The sequence below is a fragment of the Bacillus sp. S2(2019) genome, assembly GCF_005144805.1.
GTDB classification, from domain to species: Bacteria; Bacillota; Bacilli; order Bacillales; family Bacillaceae; genus Bacillus; species Bacillus altitudinis.
The window spans coordinates 895063-920809 of sequence record NZ_SWFL01000001.1 but is presented as its reverse complement, the minus strand read 5'-3'; the positions used below and the strand labels follow the sequence as shown (position 1 = coordinate 920809).

Below are 25747 nucleotides of genomic sequence, written 5' to 3'. Positions count from 1 at the left end.
AAAAGATGTCTACGACTAGACATCTTTTTTTGTGATTAGCACTTTATTGGTTTTTCAGCAGTTTGAAAATGTGTTTCGCTTGATCTGTATTTTCCATAAGCCCTTTTAGCTGTTCGCTTGTTGGTCCATAAGCATAAAAAGGTACTTCATCCCCTGTATGACCCGATGTGGTCCAGCCTGTATGAGACCTCGTATTGATGACCTTTTCGATGGCATCATCAATTTGAACAGGATCTTTTGTTTCAGCTGCCTTTTGAATAGAGGCGATTTCCTCTTTTGTGAAATCAAGGTCGATGTATTGTTTGAGCGCAGTCTCGACCGTCATACCCCCTACAATTTTGTTTGCAATGAAATCAGGTGTCTTTTTTGCTGCTTTGACAGGCTGATAATCCCAGCTTCCCGAGCCGTCTGCCCCGAAGGAAAGGCCGCCAGTTGAATGATCTGCTGTCGTGATGACTAATGTGTTTTTATCCTTTTTTGCGAAACGAATGGCTTCTTCAAATGCTTTTTCAAAATCCTTCATCTCACTCATCGCACTGACAATATCGTGGTCATGTCCAGCCCAGTCAATTTGACTGCCTTCAACCATGAGGAAAAATCCTTTTTTGTTTTTAGACAGCTGTTTGATGGCTGAGGATGTCATGTCTTGCAAGGAAGGGGTCATTTTATCACGATCAATTGCTTTATCGAGACCACCGTCAGCAAAAATGCCTAACAATTTTTGCTGTTTGTTTTTTTGTAAGTCAGCTTTATTGGTTACGTAACGATAGCCTGCTTTTTGAAATTCTTTCGTCAAATCACGATCTTTGCGGACAAAATCGATCAGTCCTCCGCCAAGCATGACATCGACTGTATGCTGTTTGCCAATTTTCTCATCGAAGAAATCATCAGCAATGGCTGCTGTGTTTTTTCTAGACACATCGTGGGCGGCATACGCAGCAGGTGTCGCATTGGTTAATTCAGATGTGACGACGAGACCAGTAGACTTTCCTTTGCGTTTTGCTTCTTCTAATACTGTTTTTAGTTTTTTGCCATTTTTGTTTACACCAATGGCGTTGTTGTATGTCTTTTGACCAGTTGCCATGGCTGTACCAGCTGCTGCTGAATCAGTAATGTTACTTTTAGAATCATCAGGGTATGTTTTATGCATGCCAGTGAGGTAAGGGTCAAACGCTGTTTGCTTGGAAAGATCACCGTTGTGTTTAAATGAGCGGTAAGTTGAAAGGTAAGGTGTTCCCATGCCATCTCCAATGAGCACGATCACATTTTGTACGTCATTTTTTGGTTTCTTTTTAGCCTCAGCTTTGTCAGCCTGTCCAAATTCAATTCCTGAAAAAATACCAATCGATAACACTGATGCGGCTGCGATTGCAGCTATTTTCGTTTTCGAGCTTTTCAACACACTCATTCATTTTGCCTCCTCATTGTTTATGTATCGCTCTCACGTTTACAATGGTAGAGCAGAAGTGTGGATTCCAAATGACAGCACCGTAAAGTTCACTTTAAAATTGTAAAGGTCCACTTTACATAGAATGAACCAAAAAGAGAAATGAATGTATGATTTATCTATGACAAGATGCATTTGTTTTGTCATGATTGTGTAATAAAAATGAAATAAAAAGAACCCTAAAAAAAAATAATTTTTGCCGAATTAATAAGCATAATGTCGTAGGAAGTCAAGACTATTTCTTCTGGTATTCGATCCTTATAATAGAAAGTAGATAAAAATTCGGATCACGATAGAAACATACAGGAGGAACAAATGAAAAAACAATTGATCACAGCTGCAAGTGCAGTTCTACTTGGGACGACATTATTTGCCGGAGCTGCCTCAGCACAATCAGTAAAGGTTCAAAAAGGTGACTCTCTTTCTGTTCTAGCGAAAAAATACAAAACAACCGTGAGTAAGATTAAATCAGACAATAAACTGAAATCTAACACGATTTATGTTGGACAAACCTTAAAAGTGAATGGTACTTCTTCAAAAAAGGTAACGAAAACATCAAAAACAACAACAAAAGTAAAAGCGTCTTCAGCGACAGCCACTCATAAAGTTGTCAAAGGTGATACTTTATCTAAAATCGGCAAAAAATATGGAATGACAGTGAAAGAGCTGAAATCGTTAAATAAACTCAAAACAGATCTGATTAAAATTGGACAAAAGCTGAAAGTGAAAAAGACATCCAAAGTGAAACCAACACCTGTCAAAGAAAAAACAGTTGCTACTTCTTCTTTAAACACGTCTAAACTCGTAGCAGATGCGAAAGCACAAAACGGTACACCATATAAATGGGGTGGAACGACACCGAAAGGCTTTGATTGCAGCGGTTTTATGTGGTATATCATTAACAAACAAACAAAGATTTCAAGACAAACAACTGAAGGTTTTTGGGGATCAATGAAAAGCGTCTCAACACCTAAAGTTGGAGATTTTGTCTTCTTTACAACCTATAAATCTGGCCCATCTCACATGGGTGTCTACCTTGGGAACAACAAGTTTATCCACGCTGCTTCTGATGGTGTGACGATCAGCGATATGACTTCAAGCTATTGGAAGCCAATTTACCTTGGCGCAAAGACATTTGTAAACTAATAATGGATCTTAAGAGACTGCTTACTAGGCAGTCTCTTTTTTTGTATATCGTTTGCGCAGCTCAATCAGTCCTTTATCATAGCTCTCTATGAGTCTAAAGGCTTTTAAATAAGCAAAAGTGAAGACAAGTTATCAAAAGAATAATTTTATTTTCACTTTATAAAAATTATATCAAAAAAGTATAATTTTGTATGTTGTATAATAAATAGAAGAAGCCAAGCTATGATTTGAATAAAGATTGAAGAAAATCTACCCTGATGATTGACAAATATTTTGTTGATAAATAAGAATTTTCACTCTATTTCGAAAAAAAGTGTTTTCATTTTTTAATTTTCATATATAATAATTTTACGCCACTAATTTATTGCGCTAAATTAAATCTAAATATTCAGAAAATAAAGTGAATTACGAAGTGGTGGCGTCTTTAGACGGATACTAAGTTTTGGGAGTGATGGTATGAGCAATTCGTTGTTTAGAAAGAAGAGCATTTCAGAGCTAATTGCGGCAACACAAGGGGAAAAAGCGTTAAGAAAGGAATTAGGTTCATTTGACTTAACGATGCTTGGTATTGGAGCGATTATCGGTACAGGGATATTTGTTCTGACAGGTACAGGCGCCGTCACAGCAGGACCAGGACTTGTTTTATCATTTGTGATTGCAGGTCTTGCATGTTTATTTGCGGCATTGTCATATGCGGAATTCGCTTCCACAGTGCCAGTATCAGGATCTGTTTATACATTTACGTACGCATCTATGGGAGAATTTTTAGCGTTTATCATTGGCTGGGATTTGATATTAGAATATATGCTAGCCGCTAGTGCCGTTTCAGCAGGCTGGTCAGGCTACTTTGTGTCGTTTTTAAATGGGATAGGGATTCATATACCGGTTGAATTAACAGCAGCACCAGGTGGTTTAAAGGGTCAAGTGACATATTTTAATCTTCCTGCATTTATTATTTTAATGATCATCACCTTCTTGCTGTACTTCGGTATTAAAGAATCAAAACGAGTCAACAACATTATGGTCATTATGAAAATTGCGGTGATTCTGCTCTTTATTTTAGTCGCTGTGAAATATGTAAAACCTGAAAACTGGACACCATTCGTTCCTTTTGGAACTTCAGGCGTGTTAAGTGCAGCAGCTCTCGTATTCTTTGCATTTATCGGATTTGATGCAGTTGCTTCTGCGGCAGAGGAAACAAAAAATCCATCCCGCAACTTGCCAAGAGGAATCATCACTTCCTTATTGATTTGTACCGTGTTGTATGTGGTAGTCAGTGCGATCATGACAGGCATTGTTCCATTTATGAACTTTGAGGGAGTATCCCATCCAGTGTCTCTTGTTTTACAAGTAGCCGGTCAAAATTGGGTGGCGGGTATTGTAGATGTTGGGGCGATTTTAGGGATGACCACGGTCATGCTTGTCATGCTGTACGGCCAAACACGTGTCATGTTTGCCATGTCTCGTGATGGCTTGGTACCAAAGGTTCTTTCAAAGGTTCATCCAAAACATAAAACACCTTATATCAATACTCTTTTCTTTGGAACATTGTCAGCATTAATGGGTGGATTCATTCCGCTTGATGAGCTGGCAAGTCTAGTGAACATCGGAACACTTTCAGCTTTCATTTTGATTTCAGTTGCTGTCATTGTCATGAGAAAAACACAGCCTGATTTACCGAGAGCATTCAGATGCCCCGCAGTGCCGCTCATTCCGATCTTGGCTATTCTATCTTGCGGACTGCTCATTTATAAGCTTGGCACCATCACATTTGTTCGTTTCTTAATCTGGCTTACCATTGGGCTTGTTGTCTATTTCTTATATTCAAGAAAGCACTCCGAATTAAACAAAAAATAAGAGTGTACAGAAAAAGCCAGTCAAGTATGACTGGCTTTTTAGTATTAAAAACCTAATTGAAGATCGACATCAATGGAGACGATCGCATAGACACAAACGATGACAAAAATATTCAGAACGACGCCTAGAAAACCTGGTCCAGTGCGGCCTTTTTTAATGAACAGTTCAATCACACCGAATGGAACTGCGGCCATTGCAAAAGGAAGCATTTGAAACGAATAAAATGTCACATTGCTAATAATGGCGAGGTTCAGCATGAGCAGCGATAATATAGCGGTGCCGACCGAAATCCAGCCAAACACATTATGCTCTTTAAAAATTCTTACCAATTCCATAATTCCACCTCGCTCACTTTGGCCGTTTTAATGCGTTTTGTCTTCACAAATTTTTCTATTTCTTTAGAAGGACCTGTGACAACAGAACCGTAAACCGTGACACCATTTTGATTGATATAGCGTATTCGGTTAGAGAGGTCAAGTTCAGGTCTGCCAGAGATCGTTTTTGCCCAGGATGGATGCTGGTTGACATAGGCGAGGGCATCTTTGAACTGATCAACCTCTGTTTTTGATGTGTGCTGAAGCTCTTTTAAAAATTCAGAGTCTTTCCCGGGAAAACCGATTGGACGCTGATTTCCACTTAATGAATCTTCTGTTTTGATCGCATTCCAAAGCACTTTCATATCATATTTATTAGCAAATGAATACACGTCTTTCGGTGTGTATGCTTTGTCATAGGATACATACACTTCACTCACTGTTCCTTCAGGTAGCTTGTCTAGAGTAGTGAGTGTTTGTTTTTTAGATGTATCTGCCTGAGACGAAGGGTGCGTAAAGAAATCCTCCGTATTACGTGCGCTGTCGCCATAATAAGAGATCGTAGGCTGCTTTAATTTATCGAAAAACATTTCGATTTGTTCACTACCGATGGCTTCTGTTTTATTGCCAATTTGTTTTTGCAGCTTAAGTTCTGTGTTCATACCAAACAGTTTGACCTGTCCTTTTAAATCCTTCATATCAATGGCGACATTCGGTTTTGTTAGGGCGACTGTTACAGCGGCCGTTTCCATAAAATGATTGCCTTTACTGTCTGCTCCGCCAACGCCGTAGTATAGATAACTACCTAGTGTACATAGCGGTAAAATAATCAGAGTAGATATGACAGCAAGCACAGAAATACGTAAATAGGACTTTCTTTTTCCGTATTGTAAAATGGCTTTTTGTTTTTCAGGACTGATGGAGAAGTCTGTCCAATCTGAGTCATTCAGTTCTTGGCTTAAGCGTTTTTCATTTTCTTCGAGCTCTTCTTCAAACGCCATCATCTCTTCCTCGTTCATCTCGCCATTATTATATTGTTCCCATCGCTTATTAAACTCTTCATTCATCATTAACACCTCTGTTATATAGTGCTTTTAGGCGCTGCCTTGCACGAAATAAAACACTTTTAAAATTTGCTTCAGTAATATTCATGACCTTGGATGCTTCTTTGTAATTCAGTTCTTTTAAATAATACAATGTCAACGCTTCCTTGTAGTTATCTGGAAGCTGCTCCAAATACATGTTGAGGACTTCTTTTATTTCAATCTGTTCAGCAGGACTTTGTACAGACGTTTGTAAAAGGCCGCCAATGAGATCATCCGATATGGTCACTTCTTTTTTATGTTTCCTGACATAATCAATAAAAGCATTTCGTGCCACCTGAAATAACCAAGGTTTCACTTTGCTATGGTCGTAGGAATGAATATGTATATAAGCACGCATAAAGGTTTCCTGCAATAAGTCCTCTGCCAAATGTTTGTCTTTTGTCATGGAGAGCAGAAACCTGTAAACATCGTTCATATACATTTGATAAATTTCATCGATCGTCACTGATTTTTCTCCCCTCTATGTTATACACGCATAAGAAAGGCATAAAGTTGCACGAAACTTCTCATAGGCCGTACATTACTCATCTCTTTCACCGAATCAAAATCATTTCTCCTTATCATAGCGAAATTTGCATCATTTATAAAGTGTTTTCAATAGAACAAATCAGGAAAAAAACTCAAAAAACGACAATTTTGGACACATTTCTTCCTCTATTCTCTCCTAAAAACACATACTTGAATACAGAAGGAGCGGTCATCTTAATTGAAAAGATGATTTTTAGTGAACCATCTCTATTTTATCAGCAGGAGAAAATTTTTAGTACCAGGTAATAAAAAATTTGTTATAATAGAAACAAATCCTTCATTCTTCAAACAAAGGAAGTGCACTATGTATAAATTTTCAGGCTATACCGTCAAAGCATTTTTTGCTCTCCGAGGCGGAATCAAAGTATATCAAAAAGAGAATCTGCCAACAGACCGGGGGTTTGTCATTGCTTGTACGCATGAGGGTTTTGTGGATGTTCTTGCATTAGGCGCAGGAATTCTTCCGTTTGAGATCCACTACATGGCGAAAAAAGAATTGTTTGCAAATAAATGGATCGGCGGATTTTTAAAGAAGATTCATGCTTTTCCAGTTGATCGAGAGAATCCAGGGCCAAGCAGTATTAAAACGCCCATTAAATTATTAAAAGAGGGGAAAATCGTTGGGATTTTTCCAAGCGGAACACGTACAACAGAAGATGTTCCTTTAAAAAGAGGGGCCGTTACGATTGCGCAGCTCGGCAAATCACCAATCGTACCAGCAGCGTACAAAGGACCTTCTAATGCAAAAAGCCTTTTTAAGAAGGGGAAAATGCGCTTAATCATTGGTGAACCGATTGAGCTGTCTGAATTTGATCATCTGCCGCCAAAAGAAAGATTAGGTGCGATGACAGAAGTATTAAACACAAGAATCAAAGAACTTGAAGCTAAGTTAATCGAAAAAGGATAAAGAAAACGACCACTTGCTAAGGCAAGGGTCGTTTTTTCTTAAGAAGCGCCTTCTTCAGCTGCTTCTAATAGTTGTTCGTTTAGTTTTTTGACTTCGATGTATGCCACATGGTGTCCATCGACTTCATTAATGATAAATTCATAGCCTTGTTCACGAATCGCGTCATTTTTCTCGACTTCATATTTTTGTGTAAGGAACCAGCCGCCGATTGTGTCGACTTCTTCGTTATCAAGCTGAATACCTAGTAGCAGGTTAACTTGATCTACAAGGACCTTTCCATCAAAGATATAGTGGTCTTCTCCCAGTTTACGCACTTCGTTGATTTCATCAATATCGAATTCATCACGAATCTCACCGACGATTTCTTCAAGGATGTCTTCAACTGTTACAAGTCCTGCTGTACCGCCATATTCATCTGATAAAATGGCCATGTGTACACGCTCACGCTGCATTTTAAGCAGTAGATCATGAACAGGAACTGTTTCAATTACATGAATAATCGGGTTTACAAAATGTTCGATCGTATCACTTGTGGAACATTCACCACTAATACATGCAGTGAGTACTTCTTTAATATTCACAACACCGATAATGTTGTCTTTATCGCCATCTTCAATTGGATAACGTGTATATTTCTCGACTTTGGTCACTTTCAGCATTTCCTCAATCGTAATATCGTGCGGGAAGCTGACAACTTCGGTACGAGGAATCATAATTTCTTTCGCCAGACGGTCATCAAATTCAAAAATTTTATTCACATATTTGAATTCAGACTGGTTAATCTCGCCGCTCTTATAGCTCTCAGATAAAATAATCCGCAATTCTTCTTCAGAGTGCGCCATGTCATGCTCAGAAACTTGTTGAAGACCAAATGCTTTTGTTAACAAACGAGCAGATCCATTTAATACCCAGATAAAAGGGAACATCACTTTGTAAAAAATCATAAGCGGTCTAGCAAATAGAAGGGACACTTGCTCAGCCTTTTGAATGGCGAGTGTTTTTGGTGCAAGCTCTCCAACCACGACGTGTAAAAACGTCATAATACTAAACGCAATAATAAAAGTGACAATATGACTGGCTGATTGAGGAATCGACAGCTCTACAAATAGTGGAGCAAGCATGTGCGCAATTGTTTCTTCCCCTAACCAACCAATCCCAAGGGCGGTAATGGTAATACCGAGCTGACAGGCCGACAGATACTCATCAAGGTGAGTCGTGACGTGCTTGACAGCAACTGCTGTTTTATTACCTTCTGCAATTAATTGATCAATTCTTGAGCTTCTTAAGCGAATGATCGCAAACTCCGATGCAACGAAAAACGCGGTTAAAGCTATAAGTAAAGCAACTATGAGTAAATTCACTATGTCCAATTAAGGCCTTCGTTCTGACTTTGAGAACGAAGGTAACACCTCCTGTTTAGTAAAAATTTTAACTTAACAGCAGTAAAAATGATTGGACAGCCGTCATTTTTTCAGGAGTAAGCTGCTCTTTTAGTTTTTCACGTTGTTCTGGCTGAAGCTGCTTACAACGTGCCAAAATGCGGTCCATATGCTCATTCATCCGATCGATATCAGAGGTTAAATGGACAAGTTCGTCATGTTCTTCCTTTTGAGAAGGGAATTGTTCATCTAATCTGGATTTGATGTCAGAAAGAGCCAATCTCTGCTGTTTGCAAAGAACGATTAATTGTAATCGTTTTAAAGCATGTTCATCGTAATAACGATAATTAGAGCAAGATCTAACAGGCGCAAGCAACCCTAGATTCGTATAATAATCTACAGTTCGTTTCGTCACCTGTGCAATCTGTGCTAGTTCACCAATACGATACTTTTTCTCAGCCCCATCTGAACATCTCCTCCTAACCGTCACGTTATAGTTTATGAAAATAGTTTAATATAATTCGAGTCTGAAATACAAGATAATTGTTCAGATTTCCTGCCAATATGAAGAAACAAAGGGCATTTCCATCAATTTAGGTTGTCATCTCTAAAATACTGTAGCGATACAGGAATTTTCAGATTATTTATGGTAAGATAAAATGAATACCGTTTCATATATATGTAGAGAGACGGATTTTACGTGAACCGGAGGTGGTTAAGTGGGGCCCTCAAAGTAGTCTTATTTAATCAGTTAACCGTTTTGCAAAAGACAACATCATCAATCAGGAGGTGACTCCTTGTTCTTCTAAGAAAGAGCAAGGTTAAATGGACGATATTGTTAATCTGAGTATAGTCGGAGTTTTGATTGCTTTAACAGCTTTCTTTGTTGCATCTGAATTTGCCATTGTAAAGGTGAGAAGTTCAAGAATTAATCAGCTTGTTGCCGAAGGGTCCAAAAAGGCTATCATGGCGAAAAAGGTGACATCAAGGCTAGATGAATATTTGTCAGCCTGTCAGCTCGGTATTACAGTGACATCCCTTGGTTTAGGGTGGATCGGTAAACCGGCAGTAAAAGAACTTTTAGTTCGAGGTTTTGGTTTGACAAACATTCCTGATTCAGCAATCAGCCTGATCTCAGCAACACTTGCGTTCTCTATTATTACCTTTTTGCATGTAGTTGTTGGCGAGCTTGCACCAAAAACACTTGCCATACAAAAGGCAGAAAAAATGACGCTTTGGCTGTCAGGACCGCTGCATGCATTTTATATCCTTATGTACCCTTTCATTTATGTGTTGAACGGGTCAGCCCGTGTACTAACGAAAATGATGGGTATCGATATGGGGTCTGAAAAAGAACATTCCCATTCCGAAGAGGAATTAAAGATTTTATTATCTGAAAGCTTAAAAAATGGGGAAATCAACTCATCAGAGTATAATTATATGAACAAGATATTCGATTTTGATAATCGAATCGCAAGAGAAATTATGATACCGCGAAGAGAAATTTGTGCGATTCCAGAAGATATGCCGTTAGACGAAATACTGGCGATCATGACAAAGGAAAAGTACACACGCTTCCCCGTGTTTTCAGGGGATAAAGACCATGTCATTGGCATGCTCAACAAAAAGCAGCTCTTTGCAGATATTGTATATCTAGGAGAAAAAGATCAACTGAAGCTTCAAGATTATATTTATCCAGTGATTGAAGTGATTGACACGATTCCAATTCAAGAGCTTCTCGTCAAGATGCAGCGCGATCGAATGCATATGGCGATTTTAACGGATGAATATGGCGGGACATCTGGACTTGTCACAACGGAGGATATTTTAGAAGAGATTGTTGGAGACATTCGAGATGAATTCGATGAAGATGAGCAGCCGGTCATTCAAAAGAGAGCGGAGCATCATTATATATTAGATGGAAAAGTGAGATTAGAGGAAGTTCAAGATTTGATCGAAATGTCATATCATGATGAAGAAATTGATACGATTGGCGGGCTAATCTTAAATGAGAACATTGATATCCGAGAAGGACAATCCATTTACCTTGATGATATTCGGATGAAGGTCTTGGAGATGGATGGACGCTATGTGAAAAAGATCGACCTGAAAAAAGGCGTCACATCATCAGAAAAAGAAAATACACGCACAGGGCTTGATATAAAAGAGCCGCTGTTAGTAAATGAAATGACCTTGAGCGAAAAATAAGCTCAAGGTTTTTTTAGGTATTTAGCCTCTTTTTTGAGAATATATGTTCGTATATAATAAGAACAAACGTTCGTAAAAGGGGGATGGACATGCTCTGGTATGAAACAGCAAGTATCACGGAGAAAAAAACCTCAATGAAACGTATTGAGTTTCATTTAAAAAATTTCAAGAACTATCAAGCAGCCATTTTAAATATTGAAAGACAGCTTGAAAAACGAAGTTCTCTCCAACATCATCATATGGCACGTCAAAAATTAGAAGAGCAGAAAAGTCAGTATGAACTGATTGTTGCTTGTATTGAAACGGCTTTAAAAGAATTGGATGAAATAGAGCAGCAGCTCATTGATTATAAGTATTTTCGAGATTGGCGCATGGCAAAATGTGCAATCGAAATCGGCTATAGTGAGAAGACACTATTTTTAATGAAGCGCCAGCTGATGGATCAACTGCTCATCAGCCTAGCTGCCATCACAGATATTTAAAACAGAAGTTGTCCTATTTGATAAAACACCGCAAAAATGCATAAAGAGCCGATAATTGTCACAAGTAAATAGGCAGCAAGTTTCCCAATTTTACGCTGCATCAGCATCGTCGCAGATTCTACACTAAACGTAGAGAATGTGGTAAAGCCGCCAAAAAAACCGGTTCCTATGATCACTAGCAGTGGATGATTGGACGTTACAGCGCCTGTGAGAAAACCTAAACCGGCTGCACCTAATAAATTAATGCAAATAATACTGTACGGGAAAAGGGCATGGGATGGAGTTTTCTGGATTGTTTGGCTGATGAAGAAACGACATGCACTACCGATCCCTCCAGCTACAGCTGTACAAAAAACAATCATTTATCTGCTTCCTTTCTGCTGCTTATTTTGATGAAAGAGCCGTTCAGCAAGGATCAGGCCAGCTAAAGCAGCGGCTACTCCAGCAATGACTGAGAGCAGGATGTACATCATACTTAAATTGAACTGCCCTGCCTGTAACAGAAGAACTGTCTCTTTAGAAAAGGTGGACATGGTCGTAAACCCGCCGCAAAAACCTGTTCCAATCAAAGCTGCAAGATCTTTTTTTCCTTTCTGAAATAGAAAGTATCCTGTCGCAAAACCAAGAAGCAGGCTGCCGGAAATATTTTCAATCATCGTTGCATAGGGGAATGTCTGGCTGATGACAGTTTGACTTAGTTCATATCTGCAAAGTGTACCAATCAATCCACCGATAAAAACGGCGAAATAAGTTTTCATGTGCATCATTTCTCCTTTTGAAAAAATAGCGGGTTATCCGTTACCACACCATCAATTGGATATTTTTTGATTCGATCCGCTGTTTTTTGATCTTTTACAGTCCATATGAATACTTCCATTCCGAATGAATGAATACGATCAATCCACCATCTATTGATCATCGTTTTCTTCATATTAAGACAATTTGCTAACGAGCTGTATGTCGTTAACTTTCGTTTCGTTAGTTTAAATGCATCAGGCTTGATAATTAAAGCTGTGCGAAGAGAAGGGGCGAATGCTTTGATTCTTTGCAGTGAATGAACATCAAAAGATTGAATGATGATATGACGAGAATAGGCAAACCGATTGATGATGCGGGCAACTGCCTTTTCGATTCCTATCTGCCGTTTTGGGTGTTTGATCTCGATCAATATCCCAATCCGCTGACTGTATCTTTCAAGAATTTCTTGTAATGTTGGAATTCGTTCATTCGTATACTGTTGGTCAAACCAGCTTCCTGCGTCCAGTTTTTTCAACTGATCAAGTGTATAACTTTTGACTAAGCCGTTTCCGTTCGTCGTTCGATCAACGGTATCATCATGGATGACGACGACGTGCTGATCCATGGTCATTTGTACGTCTAATTCAATATAATCTGCTCCTTGCTCGACAGCTACATCAAACGCAGCGATTGTATTTTCTGGGGCGGCACTTGATGACCCTCTATGTGCGATAATATACACTTGCTCCAGCTCCCTGACATAGTTCTGGTCTTATCATATCAAATGCTTTGGTGGTTTTCCTTCTTTACTATATGGAGAAGAAGAGCGCCGTATTATCATGGAACCTCATGTACTGAAAAAGCTTGATGTATCATTTTGAAAAGTTTACAGGAATAGAGCAAGCTTTGATTGAGTAAACCTGAATTACATCAATTTTTCTTCGATCAATTTTGTCCAAATCGTCAGCGTTCGTCAAAATATTAGTGCTTTCGTCATGTTGACTGAAAATTCTGATGTTTTATAATGATGAAAAGGAGGCGAGATGATTGGGTAAAGGGAGAATTAGAGTGGAAGAACGTATTAAGGCCGAAACGGATGCTGAAATGTTTAAAGCGACTCTCCTTGATCAGGCTCAGAAGAAAAAGTAGTTTGCTGCCCGTCGATATGTCTCAAGCCAAAATTTCATAATTGAACATCATGCCTCGGGATAGGTCCCGAGGCTTTTTATATAGAGGTCAGACATTTAAGAGAGGACATAAACGAAGGTTATATTATAAACTAGAGAGGATTGTTTTAAAGGAGAGAGACAGAGATGTTTACACAAAAATGGATGGATACATATTTTACAGTCGATATTGCGATCCAAATAGGCATTAGCCTTTGTATTTTATTGCTTTTTTTATTACTTCGAAAAGTATTTACGAAATACTTGTTTCACCTGCTCTTTAAGCTGACAAACCGGTCTAAAACCGAAGTCATTAACCAAATTGTTGTGGCGTTTGAAAAACCTGCGAGACTGTTTTTTGTGGCACTAGGTTTATATTTTGCGTTAAGACAAGCCCCATACTTTGAGCACCATATGGATGTCATTGTCAAATTGTATAGATCCTCTATTATTTTGATGCTGACGTGGGGACTTTGTAATCTAACCGCAGCTTCTTCCTTCTTATTTCAAAAAGTGAATTCAAAATTTGAATTAGAGATGGATGATATTTTAGCGCCATTTTTATCAAAGGTTCTTCGTTTTATTATTATTGCACTGAGTATTAGCGTCATTGCACAAGAGTTTAATTATGATGTGAACGGACTTGTGGCAGGGCTTGGTCTAGGTGGTCTTGCTTTTGCGCTCGCTGCGCAGGATACAGTGGCGAACTTTTTTGGAGGAATTGTGATTATTACAGAGAAGCCTTTTACAATGGGCGATTTTGTAGAGACTCCAAGTGTACTTGGGACTGTAGAGGACATTACCTTCCGAAGCACAAAATTTAGAACACCTGCTGAAGCGGTGGTGACTGTACCAAATTCGACCCTTTCAAAGGAGCCGATCACAAATTGGACGAGAATGAATAAACGTCAAATTACGTTCTCCGTTCGCGTATCGTACAATACACCGAAGGAAAACATTGATAAGTGCATCAAACGTCTGAAGCAAATGCTTTATGAGCATGATGGGGTTCATAAGGAAACGATTATGGTGAATTTCGATGTGCTGGCAGACAGCTATTTAAACTTATTCTTTAACTTTTATACAAACACAACGGCTTGGTCTGAAAACCTGGATATTAAGCAGGATATTAACTATCGCATTATTGATATTTTCCATGAAGAAGGGGTAGAATTTGCTTTCCCTGGACAGACCATTTATATGAAACAAAAAGGTGAGAAACAGCTTGGTGAATAAAGGAGGAATGGTGGTTGGATCAAACAAAAGTGGCAGCGCTAAGAGAGAGATTATCAAAGGCCTCACATATTACAGTCCTTTCAGGTGCTGGGATGAGCACAGAATCGGGAATTCCCGATTTTAGATCAACGGGTGGACTATGGACAGAAGATACTTCTCGCATGGAGGCAATGAGCCGGTCCTACTTTTTATCACATCCTCATCAATTTTGGCCGAAATTCAAAGAATTGTTTCAAATGAAGATGAGTGGAGAGTACAAGCCAAACGCTGGACATGCTTTTTTAGCCAATTTAGAAAAGCAAGGAAAACGCGTGGATATTTTCACGCAAAATATCGATGGTCTGCATAAAAAAGCGGGAAGCCAGCATGTGTATGAACTGCATGGTTCCATTCAAACAGCTACATGTCCATCATGCGGGTCAACATACGAACTGCCTTATTTATTACAAGAAGAGGTACCGGTTTGTGAGCGGATTTCATCAGACGGCCGCACATGTGGACGAGTACTTAAAACAGATGTTGTCCTTTTTGGAGACATGGTGAAGCACTTTGATCAAGTGGAGAAATCGCTCCAGCAAACGGACATGCTACTCGTCATGGGAACTTCCTTAGAAGTGGCACCAGCCCGATATATTCCAGAAGATGCTGCTCATCATCCTTCCATCTTTAAGGTCATGATGAATTTAAGTGAAACGGAATTCGATCCGCTGTTTGATCTTGTCTTTCACGAACGAATTGGCGAGCTTGTGAATGCTTTATAAATCATAAAAAACCCGCATCCAATAGGTGCGGGTTTTCTTTATTGCTGTAGTGGCTTCATTGTTTCATCAAGGACTTCAAACGTGTAGCCCTTCGCCTTTAATTGTGTGATCAGACTGTTTAAGTATTTTGCGGTAGCTGGCTGATCATGCATTAAGATGATTTTTGGCTCTTTCGGGTACTTGGTTTCAAGCACTTGCAGCTGATTTAATACTTCTGGTACATATTTTGAGCTTTTATATTTCCAGTCAAGACTGTCAATGGTCCAGTCCCAGTATACAAAGCCTTTTTGTTTTAAACGTGTTTTTTGCTGGTCTGTTAAGTTTGGAGAACTGCCATAAGGTGTTCTCACAAGATGTGTATATTCACCAGTAACAGAAGCCAATATACGTTGATCTTCTTTCATCTCATTTACAGGAGAATCACTTTTTTGATAAAAGCGTTTCACATCATGCGTGATGCCATGAAGTCCTAATTGATGCCCTTCTTGATGAAGTCTTTTCACAGCTGCTGGGTGTTCTTTGATTTGCGGCCCGAGCATAAAGAATGTGGCCTTCACTTGCTGTGATTTTAGCACATCTAACAGCTGATTTGATGTAGCAGAAGGGCCATCATCAAAGGTCAAAAAGATCGTTTGATCCGTTACATGTTTGTTTGGATTGATCTTAAAATGTGCATCTAATGTTTTTGGCGAATCATCTTTTGGTTTCAGACTTGTACTTGTGTCTCGAAATGGACTGCTCGCAGACACTTCATTCGGTTGATCTGCTGCCTGCATATTGGTTTTAGACATATCCCAAATGAAAAAAAGGATCAATGTCAGAATGACTAGACCAATCGCCTTTGAGAGCAGCATCGTGTTTGAAGGTGTCTGTTTTTTCGTAACCCGTTGCATTACAATCGCTCCAATAAATCAGTAGTTTGTGTCGAATCATGTAGTGGATTCTGTCTTTTTTCGCTGTTTTTTGTCGTGCTCATATGGAGTAAGTATACAGGAAAAAAGAGCCTATGAATATAGAAGATGCTAAAAAATTGGAATCTTTTTGGTTATGAATCTATATTTGTTACAATAGAAGGTTATCCAGTCAAATGGATATGAAATAATTCTGAATAATCATTGAAACGTTTACATTTATCCGCTAAGATAGCATCAGATTCAACCATTAAGCGAAGCGAAGGGGAGATTCCATATGAAAGTATTGTACAATGGGGATTTTATTGAAAAAAAAGATGCACATGTTGATATTGAAGACAGAGGCTATCAATTTGGCGACGGAGTCTATGAGGTCATCCGCGTATATAATGGGACTTTGTTTACATTAAAAGAGCATACTGAGCGTCTATTCAAGAGTGCAAAGGAAATCGGCATTCATCTGCAAGGTACAGTATCGGATATGGAAGAGAATTTGAAGAAGCTAGTCGCAGATAATCAAGTGATTGATGGCGGCGTGTATATTCAAGTCACGCGAGGCGTCGCACCTCGTAAACATCAATATGGTGCACTTACCCCTCAGATTACGGCATATACATTTCAAGTGAAAAAGCCTATTCAAGAGCAGACAGCTGGTGCGAAAGCTCTATTGTCTGAAGATCTTCGCTGGTTAAGATGTGATATTAAAAGCTTAAACCTTTTATATAACGTCATGGAAAAGCAGAAAGCGTCTGAAGCTGGTGCGTTTGAAGCGATTTTAATAAGAGACGGCTTTGTGACAGAGGGGACGTCCTCGAATGTGTATGCCGTCATTGACGGTGTCATTCGTACACACCCAGCAAATAACCTGATTTTAAACGGCATTACACGTAGAAAGCTGCTAGAGGTTTGTCAGGAAGAAGGATGTCGTGTGGAAGAAACCCGCATGAGTAAAGACGAACTTTTGCATGCGCAGGAAATTTTCATTAGTTCAACGACAGCTGAAGTGATTCCAATTGTAGAGATAGATGGTCAGCAAGTTGGGAAAGGTGTTCCAGGAGAGATCACGAAGCGTGTACAGGAAGGGTTCCAGAAAAAAATTAAGCATGAAAGCGAAGCATCTATTTCTTCATAAAAAGAAAAAGGCTGTAAACATTGGTTTACAGCCTTTTGTGATTTATATTTATTTCACGATCAGTACAGGTATATCTGATTTGGACGATAACTTTTCACTCACACTGCCAAAGAGCATTTTTTTCAATCTGCTCTGGTCACGTGCTCCCATGACGATGAGATCTGCTGAAATCTTTTCAGCGTATTCGATAATCGCTTCTGCAGGCTCCCCTTCAACAATTTCAATCGCAGCTTCAAACTGCTCTTCATTTAACAGCATTCTTGCTTCTGCAACGACCTCTTCTGTATGGTCTTCAAAAATCAAGGGACTTTGCTGTTCATCATGAGGTACATACACAGGGGGTGTTTGAAGGTCTGCCATGCCGCCTCCGATATAAGCGCCGCCAGTCATTGGGCGAGGTGCATCAAACACCTGTCTGCTGGATTTCCCATCATGAGCGTAGGCAACGGTCAGCTTGGCATTCAATGTTTTGGCTAAAGCGATTGCCTTCTTTAATGCTTTCTTACTGTCTTCATGTCCATCAAACGCAACGACCATCCGATCAGCTTGAAACAATGTCCTCATTCCTTTCAAAAGGAGTCTATACGTTCATGGTATACCCGATATCTGAAAAAGATACACATAAAGGGTGTGAACTTTTTGTTAGAAAATTTCATTTATTGAAAAATATTTATTGACAAAATGGTGACAGCCACTATAAGATAAAAAAAGATTCAAGAGCCAAAAGGAGGAAATGTCATGTGCAACATCATTGGAAGAATGAAATCAAACTGCATGAATGGGTTGATTCACGTGACAATTACACCTTCATTGGTCATTGAAAAGGGACTCGTATGTTCCAATTGATCGGATGAATCAAGGCGTATGTTGCGTATTTGTCAACATGCGCCTTTTTATCATGTATAAAAGAGGCGTACCAGTCAGCTGGTTGCCTCTTTTTTTGTTGTATACATTTCGTATCTCGAAATAATGGAATGCATCAACAACTAAATGAAGAGGAGTGAAAGCATGTGAACATGCCAAAGGCAAGACAAATGACAAAAGCTCAAAAAACGAAACAAGGTGACAATCAGGAAAATATAGAAAGCGGCTAGCTTTAAAAGGAGAGACAAACATGTTTTCAGTATTTGTGAAATTAGGCTGGTTCTTTAAACAAGAGTGGCGGCGCTATACAATCGCCATTACGCTGCTGCTCATTGTGAATGTGCTTGAAATGCTGCCACCGAGGTATCTAGGTCAAGCAGTTGATGACATTCGGTCTGGTCAATTTACAACATCCAGTATCTTATTTTACGTAACCATTTTTTGCTTACTTGGTGTCAGTGTCTATGCACTCACCTACTTTTGGATGTATCAGTTATTTGGCGGCGCGAATGTCATGGAGCGTGTGATGCGCGGAAAATTAATGCGCCACTTACTTAAGATGACACCCACCTTTTATGAAAAGAAAAAAACCGGAAATTTAATGGCGTTAGGTACAAATGATTTGAATGCTGTGGCTTTAACAACAGGCTTTGGCGTTTTAACATTAGTCGATTCCACTGCTTACATGCTGATGATCTTTTTTACGATGGGACTGACGATCAGCTGGAAATTAACTTTAATGGCCATTATTCCGATGCCACTGATGGCGATTTTGATAGCGTTTTATGGCAGTAAAATTCATGAACGCTTTACAGTCGCTCAAGATGCATTTGGTGATATGAATGATCGTGTATTAGAATCAGTTGCCGGCGTTCGGGTGATTCGGTCTTTTGTACAGGAAAAACAAGATGTGAATCGCTTTCGAGAAATGACAGACGATGTCTTTCAAAAAAATATGAGAGTGGCGATCATTGATTCATTGTTTGAGCCGACGGTGAAATTGCTTGTAGGGATCAGTTATTTAATCGGTATCGGTTACGGCGCATATCTTGTGTTCAAAAGTGATTTAACCATTGGTGAGCTTGTCGCATTTAACGTCTATCTGGGGATGATGATCTGGCCAATGTTTGCCATTGGTGAATTGATTAATATCATGCAAAGAGGAAATGCCTCATTAGACCGGTTGAATCATACACTCAGTTATCAACCGGATGTAACTGACGCAGCCAAGCCAAAAAGATTACAAGAGCCTGGCGATATTCAATTTGAACATGTGACATTTAGGTATCCAACTTCCTCTAAAGATAATCTAACGGATGTCTCCTTTACTGTACGAAAAGGGCAAACGATTGGTATTACAGGAAAAACGGGAAGTGGAAAAACAACGATTGTCAAACAGCTTCTTCGTCAGTATCCGACAGGTGATGGGAAGATCTTACTTTCAGGTGTTCCAATTGAGGACATTGAATTGGATCAACTGTTCCAATGGATTGGCTATGTTCCACAAGATCATGTCCTTTTCTCAAAAAGTGTAGAAGAGAATATGCGTTTCGGTCATAGAGACGCGAGAGAAGCTGAATTAGCACAAGCGATTAAAGATGCTTACTTTGAAAAGGATTTGCGCCTTTTACCAGAAGGCTTGGAAACCATGGTTGGAGAAAAGGGAGTGGCGCTGTCAGGAGGACAGAAGCAGCGGATTTCCATTGCACGTGCTTTATTAATTGATCCAGACATTTTGATTTTGGATGATTCGTTATCTGCAGTTGATGCAAAAACAGAAACGGCTATTTTAGAGAATTTAAGACAAAATCGTCATGGAAAAACGACATTTATTACAACCCACCGTCTATCAGCTGTAGAGCATGCGGATCTCATTCTTGTCATGGAAGAAGGATGTATTGTTCAAAAGGGAACCCATCAAGCGCTTATTCAGCAAGATGGATGGTATAAAGAGCAATTTCTGCGTCAGCAGCTGACAAATCAGCTGGAAGGAGGGGATGAGGCATGACAACAGGAAGAAGACTTCTTGCCTATGCACTCCTATATAAAAAAGTATTGTCTGTTGCTTTGATCTTTCTGATCATTGCAGTTGGTGCTGAGTTGACAGGACCTTTCATTGGGAAAAAAATGATTGATGATCATATTTTAGGTGTAGAAAAACCGTATGTTGAGGTAAATGAAAAAACAGATAAAACGGTTTATTACCAGGGAAATAACTATATAAGAAGTGACCGGCTACAGAATCAAAATGAAGCTGGAAAGCAAATCAATGTCGTGCAAGTCGGATTTGGGTACTATTCTGTGAATGAACCGATTCGATTTGACGGGAGCCGGACAATAAAAGGGGATCAGCTCACCATTGAAAATGGGAGCGAGCGTGAGACGTATCAGGTACAGCGTTTATCCAAAGAGGAAATCTTTGCTTTTTATCAGCCGGAAATCAGTGGTTTGGTACAGCTTGTTCTATTTTATTTTGGGATGCTCGTCATTGCGATTTTCTTTCAATATGGGCAGCACTACTTACTCCAGCGTATTGCAAATCGCATTATTCAAAAAATGCGAGTGGACGTATTTGAACATATCCAAACGCTTCCGATTCGGTATTTTGATAATTTACCGGCTGGAAAGGTTGTCGCGCGGATTACCAATGACACAGAAACCATTCGTGATTTATATGTAACAGTACTCGCTAATTTCGTCACAAGTGCCATTTACATGGTTGGAATTTATATCGCCATGTTCTTATTAAATGTGAAGCTGGCGCTTATTTGTTTAGTGGCTGTTCCGATTATTTTCCTATGGTCAATGACTTATCGAAAGTTTGCGTCGGTTTACAATCATCGCATTCGTTCCATCATTAGTGAAATTAATGCCAAGCTAAATGAAGCCATTCAAGGAATGACGATCATTCAGGCGTTTCGACATGAACAAGCAACGAAAGAAGAGTTTGATGAGCTGAATAACAATCACTTTCGATATCAGCGAAAGATGCTTCATTTAAATTCACTGCTCTCACATAACTTGGTGAATCTGCTTCGGAACTTAGCATATGTCGCACTCATTTGGTATTTTGGCGGCGCGTCCTTAAGCGCGACGGGCATTGTGTCGATTGGGGTGCTCTATGCATTTGTCGATTATTTAAATCGTTTGTTCCAGCCGATTACAGGCATTGTGAATCAATTTTCTAGATTAGAATTAGCAAGGGTTTCATCTGAACGGGTCTTTCGATTATTAGATGAGCCTGGTACTGAAGTGGAAGAACCGGTTCAGAAGAAAATCGAGGGGCACGTTCAATTTCAGGATGTTACCTTTGCGTATAATGAAGGGAAAAATGTATTAAAGAACATCACCTTTGAGGCGAAAAAAGGTCAGACGGTGGCACTCGTTGGACATACCGGTTCTGGGAAAAGTTCGATCATGAATTTGCTGCTACGTTTTTATGATATTCAGCATGGGGACATCCTCATTGATGGAGAAAGCATCTATGATCAGTCGCGCCAAACGCTGCGTAAGCAAATGGGCATTGTACTACAAGATCCTTATTTGTTCTCTGGAACGATTGCGTCCAATGTCAGTTTAGGAAATGAAGACATTAAAAGAGAAACGATTGAAACATCGTTAAAGCAAGTGGGCGCAGCAGAACTATTAAAGCATTTGCCTGAAGGTTTTGATGAACCAGTTGTTGAAAAGGGGAGTACTCTTTCCTCTGGGGAGCGTCAATTGATTTCATTTGCCCGTGCACTGGCATACGATCCAGCGATCTTAATTCTAGATGAAGCGACGGCTAACATTGATACAGAAACAGAAGCCATCATTCAGCGGGCACTGGATGTCGTCAAAGAAGGACGAACCACTTTTGTCATTGCACACCGATTATCTACTATTAAGAAAGCTGACATGATTTTGGTGTTAGAAAAGGGTGAGATTGTCGAACGCGGCAGCCACGAAGAGCTCATGGAGCAAAGCGGACTGTATGCGCAAATGTACGAATTACAAAAGGGAGCTGTGACGAGCAGCTGATAGGATAAGCAGAAAAAGCCTCTTTCAATTTGAAAGAGGCTTTTTTATGATAATACTGAAGGGATGTAAATAACGACAGTGATATTTTAAGAATGAAAATAATTCTAAGTACTTATAAAAATGGATTATTAATGTTTTTTTATCCATAAATTCTAGTTTTTTCATCTATATGCATATTGTGTTTTCTTTTTTTTTGATATTGTATTATATGAATAAAAAAGAGGAGGATTGAAAGTGAAGAGTAAACAAGGATTATTTAAAAATGTCATCTTGATTACCGCAACAGTATTAATTTTTTCTGGGTTTAGTAGTGGAGTTACATTATCTGCATCAGCAGCTGAACAACAATCGCCAAAGAAACAAGTGGTTGAGACAAAATCTGATTTATCATCACAAATTCAATCTTATAAGGCTGATGATCAAAATGGACAAATTCATGCTTTAGGTAATATTGATTCGTCAGAGTATGCTGATAGGGTTACTGTAGACTTGGATCAAGTCTTAAATATGCAATCTGCCCAGCGTAATGTTTATAAAAAAGCATTTCAAAAAAAAGATTATAGCAATTTAAAAGATGCACTAGGAGCAAGTTCAACAATACTTGGATTATTGTTTATTGCTAATACACCTACAGGAGTAGTTACTGGAGTGACAGGTTTACTAGCTACAATAGCACCTAGTGCACAAGCAGAATTAGACAAACTTGTAAAAAATGGTTACTATGAAATGGGCGATTTACAAGAGTTTTTACACGAAAATAAAAAGTATGATTTAATTGATGTACAACTGCCTTTTATTGAATACAAAGTTAATGGGAAAAGAATTAGATTTGTTACAGGAACAGGTGTAATTAAGCGAGTTCATTCAAAATCCGGTTGGATCACTCTCTGATAATTTTTTGTAATACATGGTCAAATTTATATGGTCATAAAAAGTCGAGGGGAAATACCTCGACTTTTTTAAGTCCTAAATATAAAATTTCCAGTTTGCATGATAGTGTTTGTAATGGTCAATAAGCGATACCGACGCGTTGATGCACAAATTCCTTTGAGTTTAACTGCTGATACAAAAAGTGTGCGGTATCTTCAACTGAAATTTTCTGTCCATCTATAGGGAGAAAATTCTTTTCATAGCGATATGACCGTGTCACTTCTCCATCTGGTAAATAGGTTGGGCAAATGATTGTCCAATCTAGTTCAGTTGATTGAAGAATTTCAAATGCTTTGGCATGTTCTTTAGCAGCTCGGGAAGTGGTTCGCCTTGATTCATTTGTTTCAAAGCGGTAAAGCTCAGGCTGCCGCCTTGCTTTTAAAATCCCCGCAGTGCCAATCGTTATAATTCTTGATGTTCCTGTTTGCTTCATGGCTTGTACGATATGCTCCATTGAAACAGATAAAGTATCATCACCATCTGTTGATAGACAGCTCACGACAATATCTGATCCTTTAATCGTTTCAAGGACATCCTCTTGATTTCTGGAATTGCCGGTGACTTGAAACATACCCGCAAGCATTTCTTCCCGGTTTGTCCGAATTAACGAGCGAACCATGTAACGATCATCTTCTTTTACGAAACGAAGAAATGCTTGTCCTACACGTCCATGAGCACCGAAAAGAGCTATTTTCATCTGATCGATCCCTCCACTACATACTATAAGTGAAAAGAACTTAAAATGGTACAGTTTTATGTCATGCTTTTTTTATAAAGATGAAAGGACCGAATACTATGAGCATATTCACATAATAGAGAGAGACCGACAAATTGTAGAAGTTCAAAATTCACACCTGAAATAATGTCCATGAAGATCCGCTCCTTTCTAATACATCATATGAATTCAAAAGGAATCGGTGAGGGATAAAACCAAAAAAAGAAGACACCATAAGAGGTGCCTTCTATGATCCAGATATGAAATTAAGCTTTTGTTCCGCCAAGGTTTTGCTGAGCGTAAGATACAAGACGTTTCGTGATTTCTCCACCAACTGAACCGTTAGCACGAGCTGTTGTTTCTGCTCCAAGGTTTACACCAAACTCAGAAGCGATTTCGTATTTCATTTGATCGATTGCTTGCGCTGCTCCAGGAACTAGTAATTGATTTGAACTATTAGAATTTGCCATGATGTGAATCTCCTTTTTATATATGATTTTTTTGGTTGGGTTTGCTGGAATCGCACCAGCGAAATGACCAAGTCATTTGCCACTTGGCGAAACCCAATGTGGTAACTGCTTTGTACTAAATATTATGGTTCGCTACGAAAAAAACATACGGAAATAGAACATGGTAAATGTTGTTTTCATATACAAAAAACCACCACCCAATGGTGATGGTTTGTGGAACGTCTTCTTATTCAGCTGAGCGGATGCGCAGCTCAGTCTCTGTATCAAAGAAGTGCGCTTTATTCATATCAATGGCAAGAGGGATCGTCTGACCTGCCTGAATATCTGTGCGAGAATCAACACGTGCAATAAACGTTTGACCAGCGAGAGAAGAATAAAGCATCGTTTCGGCTCCCATTAATTCAGCCACTTCTACGTTTGCTTCAATTTTTGTTCCTTCAGAAGCCTCTATAAACACAGGCTCATCATGGAAATCTTCTGGTCTGATGCCTAGAATCACATCTTTTCCGATATAGCCCTGACTGCGTAATACTTTCATTTTTCCTTCTGGTACACGAATGTGCGTATTCCCAATGGCAATGGCTCCGTCAGACAGTTTTCCTGTAAAAAAGTTCATCGCTGGAGAGCCAATAAATCCTCCTACAAAGACATTCTCTGGGTTTTCATACACATCCTTTGGTGCGCCAACCTGCTGAATAAAGCCATCTTTCATGACAACAAGCCGAGTAGCCATTGTCATAGCTTCTGTTTGATCGTGTGTGACATAGATGAATGTCGTCTGTAGCCGCTGATGAAGTTTAGAAATTTCGGCACGCATCTGAACTCGAAGTTTAGCATCTAAATTAGAGAGAGGTTCATCCAAAAGAAAGACTTTTGCATCTCGCACAATGGCCCTTCCAAGTGCAACACGCTGTCTTTGACCTCCAGACAATGCCTTAGGTTTTCGATCTAAGTATTGTTCAAGTCCTAATATTTTTGCAGCGTTTCGTACCCGCTCATCAATTTCTGCTTTAGGAAATTTTCGAAGCTTTAATCCAAAAGCCATATTATCGTACACATTCATATGAGGGTATAAGGCATAGTTTTGGAAAACCATCGCAATATCCCGATCTTTTGGTGCCACATCATTCATTCGCTTGCCGTCTAATAGAAAATCCCCTTGTGAAATTTCTTCAAGGCCTGCAATCATGCGGAGAGTTGTTGATTTTCCGCACCCAGATGGACCAACAAACACAATAAATTCTTTATCCTCAATATGTAGATTAAAGTTATCTACTGCTGTTACTTTGTTATCGTACACTTTATAAATTTGATTTAGCATCATTTCAGCCATAGGTGGTAGCCTCCCAGTCCTTTTTGAAAGCGCTTTACTTATAAATGAAGTGTATAAAAAGGAAGGGTGTCTGTAAATGGACAACGTGCACAACATC

At 39.2% G+C, this 25747-nt stretch carries 26 protein-coding genes; 12 read left to right on the top strand and 14 right to left on the bottom strand.

Annotated elements, in window-relative coordinates; translation table 11 throughout:
* Positions 1-43: 43 nt before the first annotated feature.
* Positions 44-1408 (bottom strand): alkaline phosphatase, encoded by a 1365-nt coding sequence (locus FBF75_RS04695; RefSeq protein WP_017366922.1) that lies wholly within the window; start codon positions 1406-1408, stop codon positions 44-46.
* Positions 1409-1762: 354 nt separating this feature from the next.
* Between FBF75_RS04695 and FBF75_RS04690 the strand changes: the two genes are divergently transcribed.
* Positions 1763-2593 (top strand): C40 family peptidase, encoded by an 831-nt coding sequence (locus FBF75_RS04690; RefSeq protein WP_008348987.1) that lies wholly within the window; start codon positions 1763-1765, stop codon positions 2591-2593.
* Between the two features lie 456 nt (positions 2594-3049).
* Positions 3050-4450 (top strand): branched-chain amino acid transporter BcaP, encoded by a 1401-nt coding sequence (gene bcaP / locus FBF75_RS04685; RefSeq protein ID WP_017360346.1) that lies wholly within the window; start codon positions 3050-3052, stop codon positions 4448-4450.
* Between the two features lie 44 nt (positions 4451-4494).
* Here bcaP and FBF75_RS04680 read toward each other — a convergent pair whose 3' ends face one another.
* From FBF75_RS04680 to FBF75_RS04670, 3 genes are read right to left on the bottom strand one after another with little or no spacing between them, the layout of a single operon-like run.
* Positions 4495-4785 (bottom strand): hypothetical protein, encoded by a 291-nt coding sequence (locus FBF75_RS04680; RefSeq protein ID WP_008348984.1) that lies wholly within the window; start codon positions 4783-4785, stop codon positions 4495-4497.
* Positions 4773-5831 carry an anti-sigma factor gene (locus FBF75_RS04675; RefSeq protein WP_052321002.1) on the bottom strand — a complete coding sequence of 353 codons (1059 nt, stop codon included), beginning with the start codon at positions 5829-5831 and terminating at the stop codon, positions 4773-4775. The genes FBF75_RS04680 and FBF75_RS04675 overlap by 13 nt, the downstream gene beginning before the upstream one ends.
* Complete coding sequence (locus tag FBF75_RS04670; protein WP_008348979.1) at positions 5824-6315, bottom strand: sigma-70 family RNA polymerase sigma factor; 492 nt, start codon at positions 6313-6315, stop codon at positions 5824-5826. Before FBF75_RS04670 ends, FBF75_RS04675 begins: the two co-directional genes overlap by 8 nt.
* A 387-nt stretch (positions 6316-6702) precedes the next feature.
* On the opposite strand from FBF75_RS04670, the gene FBF75_RS04665 reads away from it, so the two are divergent.
* Positions 6703-7305, top strand: coding sequence for a lysophospholipid acyltransferase family protein (locus FBF75_RS04665; protein WP_017360344.1), 603 nt, complete (start codon positions 6703-6705; stop codon positions 7303-7305).
* 38 nt (positions 7306-7343) lie between these two features.
* On the opposite strand, the gene FBF75_RS04660 is transcribed toward FBF75_RS04665, so the two are convergent.
* Together FBF75_RS04660 and FBF75_RS04655 are read right to left on the bottom strand one after the other, a co-directional pair.
* Positions 7344-8675: a hemolysin family protein gene (locus tag FBF75_RS04660; protein ID WP_007497105.1), complete on the bottom strand. Its 1332-nt coding sequence runs from the start codon at positions 8673-8675 to the stop codon at positions 7344-7346.
* A gap of 58 nt (positions 8676-8733) precedes the next feature.
* Positions 8734-9174, bottom strand: a complete 441-nt coding sequence (locus tag FBF75_RS04655) for a MerR family transcriptional regulator (RefSeq protein ID WP_076821966.1) — start codon at positions 9172-9174, stop codon at positions 8734-8736.
* A gap of 335 nt (positions 9175-9509) precedes the next feature.
* Here FBF75_RS04655 and FBF75_RS04650 point away from each other — a divergent pair, with 335 nt between their 5' ends.
* Positions 9510-10892 (top strand): hemolysin family protein, encoded by a 1383-nt coding sequence (locus tag FBF75_RS04650; RefSeq protein ID WP_025207018.1) that lies wholly within the window; start codon positions 9510-9512, stop codon positions 10890-10892.
* Between the two features lie 89 nt (positions 10893-10981).
* The gene (locus tag FBF75_RS04645) at positions 10982-11374 is read left to right on the top strand and encodes a hypothetical protein (protein ID WP_017360342.1); all 393 of its coding nucleotides are present in this window, start codon (positions 10982-10984) and stop codon (positions 11372-11374) included.
* On the opposite strand, the gene crcB (FBF75_RS04640) is transcribed toward FBF75_RS04645, so the two are convergent.
* The 3 genes from crcB (FBF75_RS04640) to FBF75_RS04630 are packed head-to-tail and all read right to left on the bottom strand — an operon-like array spanning position 11371 to position 12854.
* Positions 11371-11736: a fluoride efflux transporter CrcB gene (gene crcB / locus FBF75_RS04640; protein WP_136944482.1), complete on the bottom strand. Its 366-nt coding sequence runs from the start codon at positions 11734-11736 to the stop codon at positions 11371-11373. The two genes, FBF75_RS04645 and crcB (FBF75_RS04640), sit on opposite strands and share 4 nt — an antisense overlap.
* Positions 11737-12138: a fluoride efflux transporter CrcB gene (crcB, locus tag FBF75_RS04635; protein ID WP_136944500.1), complete on the bottom strand. Its 402-nt coding sequence runs from the start codon at positions 12136-12138 to the stop codon at positions 11737-11739.
* A complete protein-coding gene (locus FBF75_RS04630; protein WP_136944481.1) occupies positions 12138-12854 on the bottom strand; it encodes a glycerophosphodiester phosphodiesterase in 717 nt (238 codons plus the stop codon). Before FBF75_RS04630 ends, crcB (FBF75_RS04635) begins: the two co-directional genes overlap by 1 nt.
* Before the next feature lie 305 nt (positions 12855-13159).
* On the opposite strand from FBF75_RS04630, the gene FBF75_RS04625 reads away from it, so the two are divergent.
* The 3 genes from FBF75_RS04625 to FBF75_RS04615 all read left to right on the top strand — a co-directional run bounded on the left by FBF75_RS04625 (position 13160) and on the right by FBF75_RS04615 (position 15275).
* On the top strand, positions 13160-13261 hold the full coding sequence (locus tag FBF75_RS04625; protein WP_017360338.1) for a YhdX family protein: 102 nt from the start codon (positions 13160-13162) through the stop codon (positions 13259-13261).
* A 164-nt stretch (positions 13262-13425) separates the two neighbouring features.
* Positions 13426-14514, top strand: a complete 1089-nt coding sequence (locus FBF75_RS04620) for a mechanosensitive ion channel family protein (RefSeq protein WP_017360337.1) — start codon at positions 13426-13428, stop codon at positions 14512-14514.
* Between the two features lie 29 nt (positions 14515-14543).
* The gene (locus FBF75_RS04615) at positions 14544-15275 is read left to right on the top strand and encodes an NAD-dependent protein deacylase (RefSeq protein ID WP_411809934.1); all 732 of its coding nucleotides are present in this window, start codon (positions 14544-14546) and stop codon (positions 15273-15275) included.
* A gap of 38 nt (positions 15276-15313) precedes the next feature.
* Here FBF75_RS04615 and FBF75_RS04610 read toward each other — a convergent pair whose 3' ends face one another.
* Positions 15314-16168, bottom strand: coding sequence for a polysaccharide deacetylase family protein (locus FBF75_RS04610; RefSeq protein ID WP_039169286.1), 855 nt, complete (start codon positions 16166-16168; stop codon positions 15314-15316).
* Positions 16169-16463: 295 nt separating this feature from the next.
* Here FBF75_RS04610 and dat point away from each other — a divergent pair, with 295 nt between their 5' ends.
* Entirely contained in the window at positions 16464-17318 is an 855-nt protein-coding gene (gene dat / locus FBF75_RS04605; RefSeq protein ID WP_017360334.1) for a D-amino-acid transaminase, read from the top strand.
* 48 nt (positions 17319-17366) lie between these two features.
* Here the strand turns inward: dat and FBF75_RS04600 are convergent, their stop codons facing one another.
* Positions 17367-17873 carry a universal stress protein gene (locus FBF75_RS04600; protein ID WP_017360333.1) on the bottom strand — a complete coding sequence of 169 codons (507 nt, stop codon included), beginning with the start codon at positions 17871-17873 and terminating at the stop codon, positions 17367-17369.
* Between the two features lie 559 nt (positions 17874-18432).
* On the opposite strand from FBF75_RS04600, the gene bmrC reads away from it, so the two are divergent.
* The 3 genes from bmrC to FBF75_RS04585 all read left to right on the top strand — a co-directional run bounded on the left by bmrC (position 18433) and on the right by FBF75_RS04585 (position 23093).
* Positions 18433-20190 (top strand): multidrug ABC transporter ATP-binding protein BmrC, encoded by a 1758-nt coding sequence (bmrC, locus tag FBF75_RS04595; protein WP_136944479.1) that lies wholly within the window; start codon positions 18433-18435, stop codon positions 20188-20190.
* Positions 20187-22202, top strand: a complete 2016-nt coding sequence (locus FBF75_RS04590; protein WP_136944478.1) for an ABC transporter ATP-binding protein — start codon at positions 20187-20189, stop codon at positions 22200-22202. The genes bmrC and FBF75_RS04590 overlap by 4 nt, the downstream gene beginning before the upstream one ends.
* A 234-nt stretch (positions 22203-22436) precedes the next feature.
* The gene (locus tag FBF75_RS04585; RefSeq protein ID WP_136944477.1) at positions 22437-23093 is read left to right on the top strand and encodes a hypothetical protein; all 657 of its coding nucleotides are present in this window, start codon (positions 22437-22439) and stop codon (positions 23091-23093) included.
* A 118-nt stretch (positions 23094-23211) separates the two neighbouring features.
* On the opposite strand, the gene FBF75_RS04580 is transcribed toward FBF75_RS04585, so the two are convergent.
* The 3 genes from FBF75_RS04580 to FBF75_RS04570 form a co-directional block, all read right to left on the bottom strand.
* Positions 23212-23829: an NAD(P)-dependent oxidoreductase gene (locus FBF75_RS04580; protein ID WP_017360329.1), complete on the bottom strand. Its 618-nt coding sequence runs from the start codon at positions 23827-23829 to the stop codon at positions 23212-23214.
* 284 nt (positions 23830-24113) lie between these two features.
* On the bottom strand, positions 24114-24317 hold the full coding sequence (locus FBF75_RS04575) for an alpha/beta-type small acid-soluble spore protein (RefSeq protein WP_008348940.1): 204 nt from the start codon (positions 24315-24317) through the stop codon (positions 24114-24116).
* A gap of 226 nt (positions 24318-24543) precedes the next feature.
* Positions 24544-25650: an ABC transporter ATP-binding protein gene (locus tag FBF75_RS04570; RefSeq protein WP_024719977.1), complete on the bottom strand. Its 1107-nt coding sequence runs from the start codon at positions 25648-25650 to the stop codon at positions 24544-24546.
* Positions 25651-25747 lie beyond the last annotated feature (97 nt).